13 protein-coding genes and 1 pseudogene are annotated in these 16,176 nt (G+C 29.2%); 12 read left to right on the top strand and 2 right to left on the bottom strand.

What is annotated here, in order from left to right; translation table 11 throughout:
- Window positions 1-141: 141 nt before the first annotated feature.
- On the top strand, window positions 142-1,521 hold the full coding sequence (locus KGF45_RS10135; protein WP_227830015.1) for an MATE family efflux transporter: 1,380 nt from the start codon (window positions 142-144) through the stop codon (window positions 1,519-1,521).
- A gap of 160 nt (window positions 1,522-1,681) precedes the next feature.
- On the opposite strand, the gene KGF45_RS10130 is transcribed toward KGF45_RS10135, so the two are convergent.
- Window positions 1,682-2,815 (bottom strand): macrolide family glycosyltransferase, encoded by a 1,134-nt coding sequence (locus KGF45_RS10130; RefSeq protein WP_227830014.1) that lies wholly within the window; start codon window positions 2,813-2,815, stop codon window positions 1,682-1,684.
- A gap of 26 nt (window positions 2,816-2,841) precedes the next feature.
- Window positions 2,842-3,450 carry a TetR/AcrR family transcriptional regulator gene (locus KGF45_RS10125; protein WP_227830013.1) on the bottom strand — a complete coding sequence of 203 codons (609 nt, stop codon included), beginning with the start codon at window positions 3,448-3,450 and terminating at the stop codon, window positions 2,842-2,844.
- A gap of 353 nt (window positions 3,451-3,803) precedes the next feature.
- Here KGF45_RS10125 and KGF45_RS10120 point away from each other — a divergent pair, with 353 nt between their 5' ends.
- From KGF45_RS10120 to clpX, 11 genes and pseudogenes are all read left to right on the top strand, one after another.
- Entirely contained in the window at window positions 3,804-4,454 is a 651-nt protein-coding gene (locus KGF45_RS10120) for a PadR family transcriptional regulator (protein ID WP_227830012.1), read from the top strand.
- Window position 4,455: 1 nt separating this feature from the next.
- Window positions 4,456-5,406 (top strand): SDR family NAD(P)-dependent oxidoreductase, encoded by a 951-nt coding sequence (locus KGF45_RS10115; RefSeq protein WP_227830011.1) that lies wholly within the window; start codon window positions 4,456-4,458, stop codon window positions 5,404-5,406.
- A gap of 468 nt (window positions 5,407-5,874) precedes the next feature.
- Window positions 5,875-6,254: pseudogene (gene tnpA, locus KGF45_RS10110) on the top strand (IS200/IS605 family transposase).
- A gap of 7 nt (window positions 6,255-6,261) precedes the next feature.
- Window positions 6,262-7,350 carry an IS200/IS605 family element RNA-guided endonuclease TnpB gene (tnpB, locus tag KGF45_RS10105; protein ID WP_227842458.1) on the top strand — a complete coding sequence of 363 codons (1,089 nt, stop codon included), beginning with the start codon at window positions 6,262-6,264 and terminating at the stop codon, window positions 7,348-7,350.
- Window positions 7,351-7,546: 196 nt separating this feature from the next.
- Entirely contained in the window at window positions 7,547-8,485 is a 939-nt protein-coding gene (locus tag KGF45_RS10100; protein ID WP_227828270.1) for a phosphoglycerate dehydrogenase, read from the top strand.
- Between the two features lie 186 nt (window positions 8,486-8,671).
- The gene (ligA, locus tag KGF45_RS10095; protein ID WP_227828271.1) at window positions 8,672-10,696 is read left to right on the top strand and encodes an NAD-dependent DNA ligase LigA; all 2,025 of its coding nucleotides are present in this window, start codon (window positions 8,672-8,674) and stop codon (window positions 10,694-10,696) included.
- 155 nt (window positions 10,697-10,851) lie between these two features.
- Window positions 10,852-12,201 (top strand): ribonuclease PH, encoded by a 1,350-nt coding sequence (gene rph, locus KGF45_RS10090; RefSeq protein ID WP_227828272.1) that lies wholly within the window; start codon window positions 10,852-10,854, stop codon window positions 12,199-12,201.
- Window positions 12,201-12,671 (top strand): metallophosphoesterase, encoded by a 471-nt coding sequence (locus KGF45_RS10085; protein ID WP_227828273.1) that lies wholly within the window; start codon window positions 12,201-12,203, stop codon window positions 12,669-12,671. Before rph ends, KGF45_RS10085 begins: the two co-directional genes overlap by 1 nt.
- A 193-nt stretch (window positions 12,672-12,864) precedes the next feature.
- Window positions 12,865-14,151 carry a trigger factor gene (gene tig / locus KGF45_RS10080; RefSeq protein WP_227828274.1) on the top strand — a complete coding sequence of 429 codons (1,287 nt, stop codon included), beginning with the start codon at window positions 12,865-12,867 and terminating at the stop codon, window positions 14,149-14,151.
- Window positions 14,152-14,301: 150 nt separating this feature from the next.
- Window positions 14,302-14,886 carry an ATP-dependent Clp endopeptidase proteolytic subunit ClpP gene (clpP, locus tag KGF45_RS10075; protein WP_227435751.1) on the top strand — a complete coding sequence of 195 codons (585 nt, stop codon included), beginning with the start codon at window positions 14,302-14,304 and terminating at the stop codon, window positions 14,884-14,886.
- Between the two features lie 18 nt (window positions 14,887-14,904).
- Window positions 14,905-16,155 carry an ATP-dependent Clp protease ATP-binding subunit ClpX gene (gene clpX, locus KGF45_RS10070; RefSeq protein ID WP_227842457.1) on the top strand — a complete coding sequence of 417 codons (1,251 nt, stop codon included), beginning with the start codon at window positions 14,905-14,907 and terminating at the stop codon, window positions 16,153-16,155.
- Window positions 16,156-16,176: the final 21 nt, after the last annotated feature.

Raw genomic sequence — 16,176 nt, 5'->3', positions numbered from 1 at the left:
TATATGGCGTCATAATAGCAAGATATATTAAAACTCTATTTAAATAATTAGATATAATTTTTATGCAGAGAGGAGGTTCGTAAATGCATAATAATTTAAGTATTATTTTAAATAGAATTAATATACAGAATAATGATGTTAATGAGTGATATATTATATTCTAAAAATCAAAAAGAAGATAATATTTATGTGAAGGATAATTTACTTGCGCAGAGATTTAATTTATTTTCTTTATTAAAATTTGCATTTCCTACTATATTCATGATGATTTTTATGGGACTATATACGATTGTAGATACTATATTTGTATCTAGATTTGTAGATACAAATGCTTTATCCGCAATTAATATTGTCTGTCCTATTATTAATATTATTGTTGGACTTGGAACTATGCTTGCTACTGGAGGAAGTGCTATTGTAGCTTGCAAGATGGGGAATGATGATACGGATGGAGCAAAGAAAATTTTTACTTTGACTATATTATCTGGAGCTATAATTGGAATATTAATTACCAGTATAGGTCTTATATTTATGGACAATATTATTATATGGCTAGGAGCAAGTGATATTTTGATTCAATATTGTCGTTCGTATCTTTTTATTATCTTGATTTTTGCTTCTGCTAATATATTACAGGTATTATTTCAAAGTCTATTTGTAACAGCTGGTAAACCTCAATTTGGATTATGGTTAGTGCTTGGAGCGGGATGCACTAATATAATTCTAGATTATGTGTTTATTGTACCACTACAAATGGGTATTGGTGGAGCGGCACTTGCAACTGGTATAGGATATTTAATCCCAACTATTGCAGGTATAGTTTTCTTTTCGAAAAATAAAGGGGTACTTAGATTTTGCATACCTAAATTAGATAAAAAAGTATTATTTGAGATTTGTTTTAATGGTTCTTCTGAGATGGTGGGTCAATTATCAACAGCAGTTACTACTTTTTTATTTAATATTATGATGATGAGATTGATTGGTGAGGATGGAGTTGCAGCTATTACAATAATTATTTATTCTCAGTTTCTTTTAACCTCACTTTATATTGGTTTTTCAATGGGAGTTGCTCCAATAATAAGCTATAATTATGGAAGTAGAAATAATATCCAGTTAAAATACATTTTTAAAATTTGTATATTATTTATCTCAGTGGCTTCATTACTGGTATTTGTGTTTTCTATGGTATGTTCACCAACTATTGTAGAGGTTTTTTCTCAAAAAGGAAGCAACGTTTATGAGATTACAAGGTCTGGATTCTATATATTTTCTTTTAGTTTCCTTTTTTGTGGATACAATATTTTTACATCATCTATGTTTACAGCATTATCAAATGGAAAGATATCTGCAATACTATCTTTTTTACGTACATTTGGTTTTATAACTATAGGTTTGTTGACATTACCAAATGTATTGAATATAGATGGAATATGGTTAGCAGTGCCAATTGCTGAGTTTTTAACCTTATTTTTAACAGTTAGTTTTATATATAGATATAATAATAAGTATAACTATATATAAATACAATAATAAATATAATTAACATATATCTTTTTTGACTGTATATCATTTAGCCCATAAGTAATGCTTTTTCATTTATTTATGGGCTTTTATTGTTTTTTTCTTTTGGATTCATTCCTTCATTTACAAATCTTTTCTTAACAGCAGTACAATTTTAACTTTATTTTATCATTTTGTTATCCATATACTGAATAATCAAATCAGCACCAAATTCATTACCGCCTGCATTTCTAATTTCTTTTTGCATAAGCAATATACTTTGAGTTATGGTCGAATCATTAAGAACAGTTAGAGTAGACTTTTTAAGAATATCACTTGTAATGTGTTTGTGCGAAATCTTTTTTCCTAAATTTAAGCGTTCAACTTGCTGGGCATTAGTTGGTTGATCTGCCATAAACGGAATAACCACCATAGGAACTCCAAAATAAAGAGATTCCATAACACTATTTAAGCCACCATGAGTGATAAAAACATTTGCTTTTTCTAATATTTCAAGTTGTGGGACAAAGGAGTAAATATAAAAATTCTTTGGTATCTCACCTAATTCTGATATATTTATCGAATTACCAACAGACATAATGACAGTTACATTTTCATCTTTAAACGCAGTGATACATTTTTTATAAAATGACATTGCTTTATTTACAATTGTACCTAGAGAAATATAAACTAAATTATTTTTCAATTCTGGCAATAGAAACTCATTCTTTTTATTGCGATGGTAAATAGAAGTACCAAGAAATTTAAACTTCTTTTCTGAAAAATCTTCTGCACATGGTTGAAATCTTTTTGTAGTATATACAAGATTAAGTTCTGGAGGATTTTCAGTAATTTCTTTTAACCAGGAATCAGTCTTTAACTTAACTCCGTTTGATACTTTTTTAGTCCATCTACGACACACCCATTTGAAACGAAATACTCTTAATGTTCCACCAGAGTTAATAAATTCTTTCATCAGAATTTCATTAGTAGCTGGTGACGTAATAACTCTAATAACAGGTTTATTAAATCTTTCTGCTATATGCTTTCCTAAAAAGAAAAGATGTTCATAAATAATTAAGTCAAATTCATGTGCTACTTTTATAGATATTTGATAGGCATTTTTCATTTGAATAGAAAATTTTTTGCTATCTTCATAACAAATGAAATCAGCTCCCATTTCTAAGACTTTATCTTTCCATTCTTCAGTTAGTAAGTATGTTACAGAATTACCTCTATGCACTAATTTTTCCACTAACCCAAGGGTAGGGTATACATGTCCAGAGAAAGGTAAATTTATAAATAAAATTTTCATAATCTAACCTCCTTAAAGTGTTTTTATCATGTATTCATTGTAAATATAAGAGGTGGAACTTTTAACGTTCTACCTAAAAATTCAGAAATAATTGTATGTTGTTCACTTTTATTTAATTTTGGGAAACGTTCACTATGTAACAAGCCACTTATTCCATTCAAGGTATATTGTGTTAAAAAATCCAAATCCAGCACATTATCATTTTCTGTTTTTAAATATACTAATTCAATAAAAGATTTTATTGTAGGTAGCATAGTCTTTATGGTGATACCATGTAAGGCATACAATATAGTCCAATGGACTTTATTATCAACTAATTTGTGAAATTGTGAAATGCTCTGTTCGTAGTAATCTAGTATTCTATTAATTATTTCATAAAATGATAAAGTGTCTTCATTTTGAATTAGTAGTTGTGCAAAGTTTTCACTTTGTTTCTTCATAAAATGCTCTAAGGACTTATCAAATAGTTCTTGTTTAGAACTAAAATAATGATAAAACATTCCAACTTCTCCATTAACTTCATTTAATATCATGCGAACAGAAGTGCTTTCATACCCATATTTTAAAAATAATCGAATAGCAGCATCTAGTATTTCCTCTCTTTTTCCTCCTTCTAAAACAGGTTTTCTTGCCATAAACTTACCTCCTTATTTAAACAAACAGAATATTGTTCTGTTTATATCTTATAATACTTTTTAATTAAAGTCAATTATAAACAGAAGATTGTTCTTATAATATGAAATGTTAAGACTTGTACATATGTCAGAATGATACAAGTATTTAATCAGTTATCCTAAAATATTCCACACCTTATCTTTAAAACTATAGTTGTTTTCTTATCAATATCATAAAGTCTATATAAAATTAATTTTCTAAAGTTCCCAAAATATTATTACTGTGATTTTGAAGCTGTTACTTTAGTTTTCTAGTGCTTGATTTTATCTATTAGGAATGTTACTATTAGTAATATAAAAGGAGAGTAAATAAAATGGATAAAATTATTTTGGGATTACTTATACTTAAGAAGTTGACAATTTATGAACTGAGAAGTGTTATAGAAATGAATTTTGCTTCTATGTGTAGCAACAGTATGGGAAGTATTCAAGCAGCAATAAAAAAGCTACTTGAAAAGAAGATGATAGTGTATGAAGAGTTTGTTGAAAATAGTGTCAATAAGAAATTTTATGTACTAACAGATAAAGGAAAAGCATGTTTTTTAGAATGGGTACAGACCTCTATGGTAGCAGGGAAAGTAAAGGATATGGAGTTAAGCAAATTATTTTTTATGGGCTTTGTTCCAACACAAAAAAGATTGTCACTAATTGAATCTTATATTGTTGACCTCAAAAAGGAAAGAGAGCAGTTGGAGAATATCAAAAGACAAGACATCGATGTTGCAAAATTACAGTACATTGCCTATATAGAAGAAAATCAAGAACAGTTTAATCACTTTTTACAAGATACTGAACATTCCAACATTCAAAGAGATATTAAAGATATAATTGATTTTGAGTTATTGACCTTGCAGTTTGGAATTGATAGGACAAATTTTGAAATAGCATGGTTTGAAAATTTAAATAAGAAGCTAATTAATGAGTACCTAAACAATAGTCAGAATCAAGAAAAAGGGGGTAGCTAACATGAAAGGAACTGTAATAATAACAGGAGCTAATTCAGGAATAGGAAAGGCAGCAGCATTTAAGTTTGCATCAGAGGGTTATAGAGTTATAATGGCATGTCGTAATATTCAGATTAGTGAACCCGTGTGTCAGGAAATCATAGCCAAAACTAAAAATATTAATGTGGATTTGCTTCAACTGGATATTTCATCGAGGCAATCCATTTGTAGTTTTTGTGAGACATATAAGAAAAAATACGGTGTATTGGATATCTTAATCCATAATGCTGGACATTTTAAACATGGAGAAAAAAACTTTCAACAAAGTATTGATGGTATAGAATTAACATTTGCTACCAATCTATTTGGGCCAGTTCTTATGACCGATTTATTATTGGATGTACTTGCTAAATCAAAAAATCCTAAAATTCTAAATGTATGTAGTACAAATATAAAGCATTTTTTTGATGAAAGAAGAAAAATTAATTTTGGAGTTTTAAGTGGTGAAACTGTAGAAGATAAAGAATATAATTCCTATAAAATTTATGGAGATTCCAAAATAGCTTTACTTATGGTTACAAGTATGATGAAACAAGAATACAAGCCTTATAATATAAGTGTAAATGCAATTATGGTTCCAGCAACAAAAATGAGTAAAGAAACAATTAAGAAATTTAATTCGTATTGGAAAGTACTTGCATTTTTACAAAACATTATTATACCAAAATCAGAAATTATTGGAGAGACTTACTTTTCGATTTGCACTTCTAATGTTTATACAGGTATTACTGGAAAACTAATAAATCACCAAGGAAAGATTGTTAAAATGGCTAATAACTCAATATCATTTATAAAAAGCATTACAAGCACAGAGGTTTATCCACCTTATGTCAATAACAAAGAGACAATAGAGAAAGTGTGGGCTATATGTAAACAATATGTTGAAAATGCTAAATATAATTTGCTAGCATAACACATATAATTCATGAGGTTATTATATCAACAACATAATCTTATTGATATTGCTAAAAGGATATAGTATTTTTGCTAATTCTGTTCAGTTTTTATTTTATTGTTTGAATTAATATGAGAAAAATTACAATTAACTATAATTTAATTTATAATTGATATATACTTGATTTTATTTAATTATTTGAATATACTTTAAGCAGAATACACAGAGTTAAAGAATTGATAAATAAAAGATAATAACTCTTTATTAGGAGTGATTTTACTATGGAAACATACTTTAATAAGAAAATATTACTTGTTGATGATGAAAAAGATATAATAAATTTAACCTATAATGGCGAAATTCCTCTTCCTCGCCATAGGAGGTGGAGGATGTAAGCCTAACCGATAGGCTATTTATTTTACTTGATTTTCAAAAAATGTATTGTATTATAAAAACAGTAGCAAAAACTGAAATGAAGTAATTACAATGAAATTAGATAGTAATAATCATTCAGTATTTTTGTTACACTATCACTTAGTTATGTGTATAAAATAGATAACTCTATATCAGATAGACTAAAAGATATATTTGTAGATATCTCCCAAAATTATGGAGTGGAGTTGCTAGAATGGAATCATGATATTGACCATGTGCACTTGTTATTCAAAGCAAAACCAAATACAGAGATATCTAAACTGCTAAATGCTTATAAATCAGCATCAAGTAGAAGAATAAAGAATGAATTTCCAAGTATTCGTAAGTCCTTATGGAAAGAATACTTTTGGAGCAAAAGTTATTGTCTAGTAACAACTTGTGGAGCTCCATTGGATGTTGTAAAACAATACATAGAAAATCAAGGAAAGTAGGGATAATATGCTAAGAGCATATAAATATAGATTATATCCAAATAGCGAACAAAAAGAATATTTTGCTAAAACTTTTGGATGTAGCAGACTTATATATAATCTTATGTTATCCGATAGGATTAAAGCATATGAGGAAAACAAGGACTTAGATATTAAGAAAATAAAATATCCTACACCTGCACATTACAAAAAGGAATATGAGTTCCTAAAAGAAGTTGATAGTTTAGCACTAGCAAATGAACAAATGAATTTAGATAAAGCCTACAAAAACTTTTTTAGAGATAAATCAGTAGGTTTTCCTAAATTCAAATCTAAGAAAATAAACTATCATAGTTATACTACTAACAACCAAAAAGGTACTGTAAGGATTGAAAATGGATATATAAAATTACCTAAACTAAAATCGATGGTTAGGATAAAACAACATAGAATGTTTGATGGAGAAATAAAGAGTTGTACTATATCGAGAACACCAGGTAATAGATATTATATTTCTATATTAGCAGAAACTGAAATAGAGAAACTAAAAACTATTGATAAGAAAATAGGTGTAGATGTTGGATTGAAAGAATTTGCAATATGTAGCGATGGATTTAGAGTAGATAATCCTAAACACTTTAGAAAATCAGAGAAAAGATTAACTAAACTACAAAAGGACTTATCAAGAAAACAAAAAGGAAGCAATAATAGATATAAAGCAAGATTGAAGGTAGCAAGGTTGCATCAAAAGATATCAGACCAAAGAGCAGATTTCCTAAATAAGTTATCAACTAAACTAATACACGAAAACCAAGTTATAGTTATTGAGGACTTGAAGGTAAAGAATATGGTGAAAAATCATAAGTTAGCGAAAGCTATAAGCGAAGCAAGTTGGTCGGAGTTCAGAAGAATGTTAGAATATAAAGCTAATTGGTATGGTAGAGAAATAATAGTAGCAGATAAGAATTTCGCATCTAGTCAATTATGTTCTAAATGTGGATATAAAAATCCATTAGTGAAGAACTTAGGACTAAGAGAATGGGAATGTCCAGAGTGTGGAGCATTCCACGATAGAGATATCAATGCAAGTATCAATCTACTAAACTTAGCCATATAAATGGTAATCATAAGGGTTAGGAACTAGCCTAATAGCTTGGAGATACTGATAACAATAGTTATCTTGACCAAGAAGCCACCACTTCAAACATTACCGTAGGTAGTTAAGTGTATGGTAGTTCACCTAATATGTGTTAAGTATCATATTATACTGTAAGATATAAAAATCTTAATACAAGTGGATGGAGGAAAGTAAAATGAAAGTATTATTTACAATAAATTATGGAGAAGAAAAATTTAAAAAAATAAATGAATTAGGATATGATGTTATACATTATTCCGAAGATAGTATAGAAAATAATGAAGATGTAAACACTGCAGATGTGCTAGTTACATATAATCCTTTTGACAGATTAGATATTTCTAAAATGGAAAATTTAAAATATATACAAACAACAAGTGTAGGTATAGACCAAATCCCAAAAGAAGATGTGTTAAAAAGAGATATCAAGGTAGCTAATAATAGGGGAGGGTATAGTATACCTATTGGTGAAAGCATCGTTATGTATATTTTAGAAATTTATAAAAATAGTGCAAAATTTTTTAAACAACAGCAAAATAAAGAATGGAAAATGGATTTTTCTGTATCAGAATTATATGGTCAAAGGGTTGGATTTCTTGGAACAGGAACTATATCATCAGAAGCAGCTAAAAGGTTAAAGGCCTTTGGTGTAGAAATATGGGGAGTCAATACTGATGGAAGCAACAAAAAATACTTTGACAAGTGTTTTTCTACTGAAGATATGGATGTTGTATTTAAGGAATGTGATATATTAGTTGTAGCAATGCCTTCTACAAAGAGTACAGATGGAATAGTAAATAAAGATATGTTTAACCTTATGAAAGAAGGTTCTGTATTTATTAATGTAGGTAGAGGAAACACAGTTAATCAGAAAGATTTAGAAGATTGTGTAGAGAAGTTTAGAGGTGTAGCATTAGATGTATTTGAAAGTGAGCCTTTAAGTAAAGATAATAAACTATGGGAAAGTGAAAATGTTATAGTAACTCCTCATAACTCTTGGGTGTCTGATAAAAATAAAGAGAGAACATTTAATATGGTCTATAATAATTTAAAACATTATATAATAGAAAATAAACCTGTAGATAATGTTGTTGATATATCAAAAGGTTATTAAATATGTAAAAATTCTAATGAAAATAAAAAACTCTTATTAGTGTTATTAGAGATACTATAAGAGTTTTTTTTGTAATAAATTTAAAGTCAAAAAAGTGATATACTAAAAAATATATAAATAGGAAATAATTAATTATAGGGAAATTTTAAAATGATTCAATTTAAAAAATATGAAGAGGTGCTAAGAGTGAGCGTTAAAAATGAAATTAATAAACTTATAGAACAAATAAACTATCATAATGAAAGGTATTATAACCAAGATAGCCCAGAGATATCTGACTATGAATATGACAAGCTAATGAAAGAACTAATATCTTTGGAAGAACAAAATCCAGAACTAAAGAGAATTGATTCTCCAACAAATAGAGTAGGAGGTAAGCCATTAGATAAATTTAATCAAATTGTACATAAAACTCCTATGCTGAGTTTATCAAATGCTTTTTCAGAGCAAGATTTGAGAGATTTTGATAAGAGAGTTCAGGAATATGTGGGAGATAGTGTTGAATATGTCGTTGAATTTAAGATAGATGGGCTTTCAGTAGGTCTTACCTATAATAATGGAGCATTTGAAAAAGGAGCAACTAGAGGTGATGGAGTCGTAGGAGAAGACATTTCTCAAAATTTAATGACTGTCAAAAGTATACCTCTTAAAATAGATGAAAAAAAAGAGTTAATAGTTAGAGGAGAAGTATATATATCAAAAGATAATTTTAGAAAAGTGAATGAACAACAAGAAGAACAGGAACAACCACTATTTGCTAACCCAAGAAATCTTGCAGCAGGTTCATTAAGACAACTAGACTCGAAATTAACTGCAAAGAGACCATTAGATATATTTGTATTTAATATGGAAAATATAGAAGATTATACTTTAGAGAGTCATAGTGAATCCTTAGAATATTTAGAAAAACTAGGTTTTTCAGTAAGTCAAAGTTATAAAGTTTGTAAAAATATAGATGAAGTTATTGAACATATTGAACATTGGACAGAAAATAGAGGTAATTTAGAATACGAGATAGATGGAATGGTAATAAAAGTAAATAATATAAAACAAAGGGAAGAGATGGGATATACTGCAAAGAGTCCAAGATGGGCAATTGCATATAAATTTCCAGCAGAAAAGAAAAAAACTAAAATAGTAGATATAATAGTAGAAGTTGGAAGAACTGGTACAATAACACCATCAGCAGTACTTGAACCAGTTAGACTTGCTGGGACTACCGTAAGTAGAGCAACACTTCATAATGAAGACTATATAAAAGAGAAAGACATAAAAATAAATGATACAGTATTGGTTCAAAAAGCAGGAGATATAATACCTCAAGTTTTAGAAGTTATAAAAGAAGCTCGTACTGGAGAAGAAGTAGATTTTAAAATGCCAGAAAAATGTCCTGTTTGTTCAGAACCAACAGTAAGATTAGAAGGAGAAGCTGCTGTAAAGTGTATAAATATGTCTTGTCCTGCTCAAATAAGAAGAGGGATTATACATTTTGTATCAAGAGATGCAATGAATATAGATGGTTTAGGAGAATCTATAATTACATTGTTGCTAAATGAAAAAATAATTCAAGATGTGTCTGATTTATATTATATAAAAAAGGAAGATGTAGTTGATTTAGAAAGAATGGGTGAAAAATCTGCTGATAATTTAATAAATTCAATAGAAAAGTCAAAAGAAAATGATTTATGGAGACTTATAAATGGTTTGGGAATTAAATTTATAGGTGTTAAGGCAGCTAAGATACTTGCCTCAAAATTTAAAGATTTAGATGATGTGATTTCTGCAACAAGTGAGCAATTAGAAGATTTAGAAGAATTTGGGGGTATAATGGCAAATAGTGTTGTTGAGTTTTTTAAGGAAGATAAAAATATAAATGTCATAGAAAAACTAAAAAGTGTAGGAGTAAATACAAAATCATTAGAGAATACAGGTGAAACAGTAGAAAGAATATTTGAAGGAATGAAAATAGTATTGACTGGTACACTTCCTACATTAAAAAGAAATGATGCAAAAGATATGATAGAAAAAAGAGGTGGCAAAGCTACATCTAGTGTAAGTAAATCGACAACTTTTGTTTTAGCTGGAGAAGAAGCTGGCTCTAAACTTACAAAAGCAAATGATTTAGGAATTAAAGTTATAGATGAAGAGAGATTTTTAGAATTATTAACTTTATCATCGAAAGATGAAGTAAAAGCTGTATTAGAGGGCTAAAAAGTCATTTAATTTAGTAGAAAACTACTATAATTAATGATAGAATAGTTCAGTAAGCTATCAGATTATGAAAAATGACATTATAGAAGATTAATAAACTTAAAACTTATAAAAATAAATTTATAAAATATAAAGAATTAAGAAAGGATATAAAAATGATCAGAAGTTATGATAGAACTAATGAACAGATAAGACCTGTAAATATTACTAGAAATTATACAAAGTATGCAGAAGGTTCTGTTCTTATAGAAATGGGAGAGACAAAGGTTATATGTACTGCATCAGTGGAAGAAAAAGTACCTCCTTTTTTGAGAAATAGTGGTACTGGATGGATAAATGCTGAATATTCAATGTTACCAAGGGCAACTCAACAGAGAAAAATAAGGGACGCATCTAGAGGAAAAATCGACGGAAGAACTCAAGAAATACAGAGGTTAATAGGAAGGGCAATAAGGTCTGTTATAGACTTAAATAAACTAGGAGAAAGAACTATTTGGGTAGATTGTGATGTGATTCAAGCTGATGGTGGAACTAGAACTGCATCTATAACGGGGGCGTTTGTAGCAGTTGCTGAAGCAATCTATAAATTATATAAAGCAAAAACATTAAAAGAAATGCCAATAACAAATTTTGTATCTGCAATTAGTGTTGGAATAGTAAATGAAACCCATATGCTAGATTTATGTTACGAAGAAGATTCTAAAGCACAAGTAGATATGAATATAATAATGACTGACAAGTGTGAGTTTGTAGAAGTACAGGGTACTGGTGAAGAGAAACCTTTTTCAAGAAAAGATTTAAATTTATTGTTAGAGTTAGGAGAAAAAGGGAATAAAGAACTAATAAGACTTCAAAGAGAAGTTTTAGGTGAAATAGCAGATGAGATATTAGGAATGGATTATGGTAATGAAGTAGTGATTGCTACTAATAATGCTCATAAGCTAGAAGAAATAGGTGAAATCTTAAAGGATTTTGAATATGAGGTGTATTCTCTAAAAGATGTTGATTTAGCAGGTATAGAAATAGTAGAGGATGGAAAAACATTTGAGCATAATGCATTAATAAAGGCTAGAACAATAGCTAGAAAAACTAAACTTATAGCTATAGCTGATGATTCTGGCTTAGAGGTAGATGCTTTGGGAAAAAAACCAGGTGTTTATTCAGCTAGATATGCAGGAGAGCATGCTACAGATGAAGAAAATAGAGAAAAGCTATTAAAAGCCATGCAAAATGTGCCAATGAGTAAAAGAAATGCAAGATTTGTCTCTGCAATAGCAGTAGTTTTTCCAGATGGAAAAGAATTTGTAGTGAGAGGAATTTGTGAAGGAATGATAGGCTTTGAAGAAAAGGGCAAAAATGGCTTTGGATATGATAGCTTATTTATAGTAAAAGGATATAATAAAACCTTTGGTGAAATACCTAGTGTTATAAAAAATTCAATCAGCCACAGAGCAAATGCACTAAAAATTATGAAACAAGAGTTTATGAAAAGGGTAGTGAAGTAATGAAAATAGGCATAATAAGTGATACACATATGATGATTAAAAATATGGAAAAGACAATACCATATTTAGAAGAATGTGACTTAATAATTCATGCAGGAGACAACTTTACAGACTCAAGATATCTTCATAATATGACTAAGGTTGGAATTATTGCAGTTAAAGGAAATTGTGATTTTGATGCTATAGAAGAAGAAATTGTCTTTGAAGTAGCAAATAAAACTATATTTTTATGCCACGGAGATAAGTATGGTGTAAAATATGGCACACAAATGTTAGAAAATAAGGCTGCTGAGGTTAATGCTGACATAGTTATATTTGGTCATACTCATACTCCATTTAGAGAAATTAAAAATGGTGTGCTTTACATAAATCCTGGAAGTACTTCACTTCCAAGAGGAGTATCGTATAAGAGTTTTGTAATTATGGAGATAGAAGAAGAGGACATAAATATAGAGGAAATACGCATATAAAGGTGTATTTATCCAAAAAAATGGCAAAAAACACTCAAAAAATTAAATTTTATCAAATAAGTACAACGATATTAATGGAACACTTGTAAATAAAAAAACTTATGTGATATAATTAAGTGGTTGAATTATAAATAGAATGAATTATGATACCATTATCGGGTATTACATAAATATCACTAGGAGGATTAGAAGGATGAAAGCAGAACTAATTAAAAAAGAGGGTAATAAAGTTACTTTAAAAATAACAGTAGATAACAATAAATTTGAAGCAGCAGTAAATAAGGCTTATAATAAAAGCAAAGGCAAATATAATATACCTGGATTCAGAAAAGGTAAAGCTCCAAGAATTGTTATAGAAACTCAATATGGAAAAGGTATCTTCTATAATGATGCTATAGAAGTGTTATTCCCAGAAGTTTATCCAGAAGCTATCAAGGAATTAGATATAGATCCAATAGACAATCCAGATTTAGATATAGAAGAAATAAGCAAAGACAATGGATTAGTTATGGTTCTTAATGTTGAAGTTAAACCAGAGTTTGAATTAGGAAACTATAAGGGTATAGAAGTAGCTAAGGTTGAGAATACTGTAAGTGATGAAAATGTTGAAGCTAAATTACAAGAAATGGTTGAAAAAAATGCTAGATTAGTAAGTGTTGAAGACAAAGCTTTAGAAGATGGCGATACAGCTATAATAGACTTTGAAGGTTTTGACAATGGTGTAGCTTTTGATGGTGGTAAAGGTGAAAATTATAACTTAGTTATAGGTTCAAACACATTTATACCAGGATTTGAAGAGCAATTAGTAGGTAAAAAAGCTGGAGAAGAAGTTGAAGTTAATGTTACTTTCCCAGAAGAATACCACTCAGAAGATTTAGCTGGAAAGCCAGTTGTATTTAATGTAAAAGTAAATGATGTAAAAGTAAAAGAATTATCTGCATTAGATGATGAATTTGCTAAAGATACTAGTGAATTTGATACTTTAGATGAATTAAAAGCAGATGTAAGAGCTAAATTAGAAGAAGAAGCAAAAAATAAAGCAGATGCAGAAATTAGAAATTCAGTAGTAGAAAAAGTTGCTGAAAATACAGAAATAGAAATACCAGAAGTTATGGTAGAGCATCAAATAGATAATATGTTAAACGAACTTAACTACCAATTACAATATCAAGGATTTGGATTACAACAATTACTAGAGATGACTGGTAGAACTATGGAAGAATTAAGAGAAGAAAGAAAAGAAGATGCTAAAAAATTAGTTAAATCTTCACTAGTATTGGAAGCAATAACTAAAGCTGAAGGAATTGAAGCAACAGAAGAAGAATTTAAAGCTGAATTAGAAAAAATGGCTTCTGCTTACAATATGGAAGTAGAAAAAATAGAAACTACTTTAAGAGATGCTGATAAGGAAGATATAAAAGGACAAATAAAAATAAGAAAGACAATAGACTTATTAGTTGAAAGTGCAACAATAGCTTAATAAAATAACCGCTATAACTAATATGGTTGACGTTATAGAATGTTTAGTATATAATGTTGTGCAAATATAATTTAGTTAAATGCGTAAAATAATTTACAGTAGCTTAAAAAAGCTACTGTAAATTATATAGAATAAAGGGGGTATGAAACCATGGCATTAGTACCTGTAGTTGTTGAACAAACAGGAAGAGGAGAAAGATCTTATGATATCTTCTCTAGACTATTAAAGGACAGAATAATCTTCTTAGGAGATCAAGTTAATGATGCCACAGCAGGGCTTATAGTAGCACAGCTATTATTCTTAGAAGCTGAAGACCCAGACAAAGATATACATTTATATATAAATTCTCCAGGAGGAAGTATAACTTCTGGAATGGCTATATATGATACTATGCAATACATCAAACCAGATGTAAGTACTATATGTATAGGTATGGCTGCTTCTATGGGAGCATTCTTGTTGGCAGCAGGAGCAAAAGGAAAAAGACTAGCACTACCAAATAGTGAGATAATGATACATCAACCATTAGGTGGAGCTCAAGGTCAAGCAACAGATATAGAAATTCACGCAAAGAGAATTTTAAAAATAAAAGAAACTTTAAATGAAATATTATCTGAAAGAACTGGTCAGCCATTAGAGAAAATAAAAATGGATACTGAACGTGATAACTTCATGAGTGCATCAGAAGCCAAGGAATATGGCTTAATAGATGAAGTATTTACAAAGAGACCGTAGATAGAGAGAGGTGTTAATATGTCTAAATACGAAGAGAAACGACAATTAAAGTGTTCATTCTGCGGTAAAAATCAAGATCAAGTAAGAAGATTAATTGCAGGTCCAAATGTATACATTTGTGATGAGTGTGTTGAACTTTGTGACGAAATTATTCAAGAAGAAATAGAAGATACTATAGATGAAGATACTACATCTTTACCAAAACCAAAAGAAATGATGAATATCTTAAATGATTATGTAATAGGTCAAGAAAAAGCTAAAAAAGCTTTATCAGTTGCGGTTTACAATCATTACAAGAGAATATATAGTAAAAAGTCTAGTAGCAAGGATATAGAAATCCAAAAGAGTAATATACTTTTATTAGGACCTACAGGTTCTGGTAAGACGTTATTAGCACAGACTTTAGCTAGAACTTTAAATGTACCTTTTGCAATGGCAGATGCTACATCACTAACAGAGGCTGGATATGTTGGAGAAGATGTTGAAAATATACTTTTAAAACTTATTCAAGCTGCTGATTTTGATATAGAAAAAGCTGAAAGAGGTATAATATATATAGATGAGATAGATAAGATTGCAAGAAAATCTGAAAATCCATCTATAACTAGAGATGTTAGTGGAGAGGGTGTTCAACAAGCTCTTTTAAAAATATTAGAAGGCACTGTTGCAAATGTCCCACCACAAGGAGGAAGAAAACATCCTCATCAAGAATTTTTAAAGATAGATACTACTAATGTATTATTTATATTAGGTGGAGCTTTTGATGGGCTAGAAAGAATAATCCAAAAACGTGGTGGAGATAAGACACTAGGGTTTGGAGCTAAGATAGAAAGTAAAAAAGAATTAGATTTAGGGAAGTTATATGAAAAAGTACTTCCAGAGGATTTATTAAAGTATGGTATAATACCTGAATTTATAGGAAGAATACCAGTTTTAGCTACTTTAGAATTACTGGATGAAGATGCATTAATGCAAATACTACAACAACCTAAAAATGCTCTAGTAAAGCAATATAAGAAATTATTAGAGTTAGATGATGTTGAGCTAGAATTTGAAGACGATGCTCTTCGTGCAATAGCTAAAAAGGCTATAGAAAGAAATACAGGAGCTAGAGGACTTAGAAGTATAGTTGAAAGTGTAATGATGGAAACTATGTTTGAAGTACCATCTAGAGATAATATAAAGAAGGTTATAGTAACAGAGAAATCTGTGAACGAAGACTCAGTAAATCCTATCATAGTACTTAAGGATCAAGAGGAAAGTGCATAAGATGATGAAAAGGAGCTTTAA

The sequence above is a fragment of the Clostridioides sp. ZZV14-6154 genome, assembly GCF_020657785.1.
GTDB lineage: Bacteria > Bacillota > Clostridia > Peptostreptococcales > Peptostreptococcaceae > Clostridioides.
Note: the sequence above shows the minus strand (reverse complement) of the source record. Positions and strands in the feature narration are given on the sequence as shown.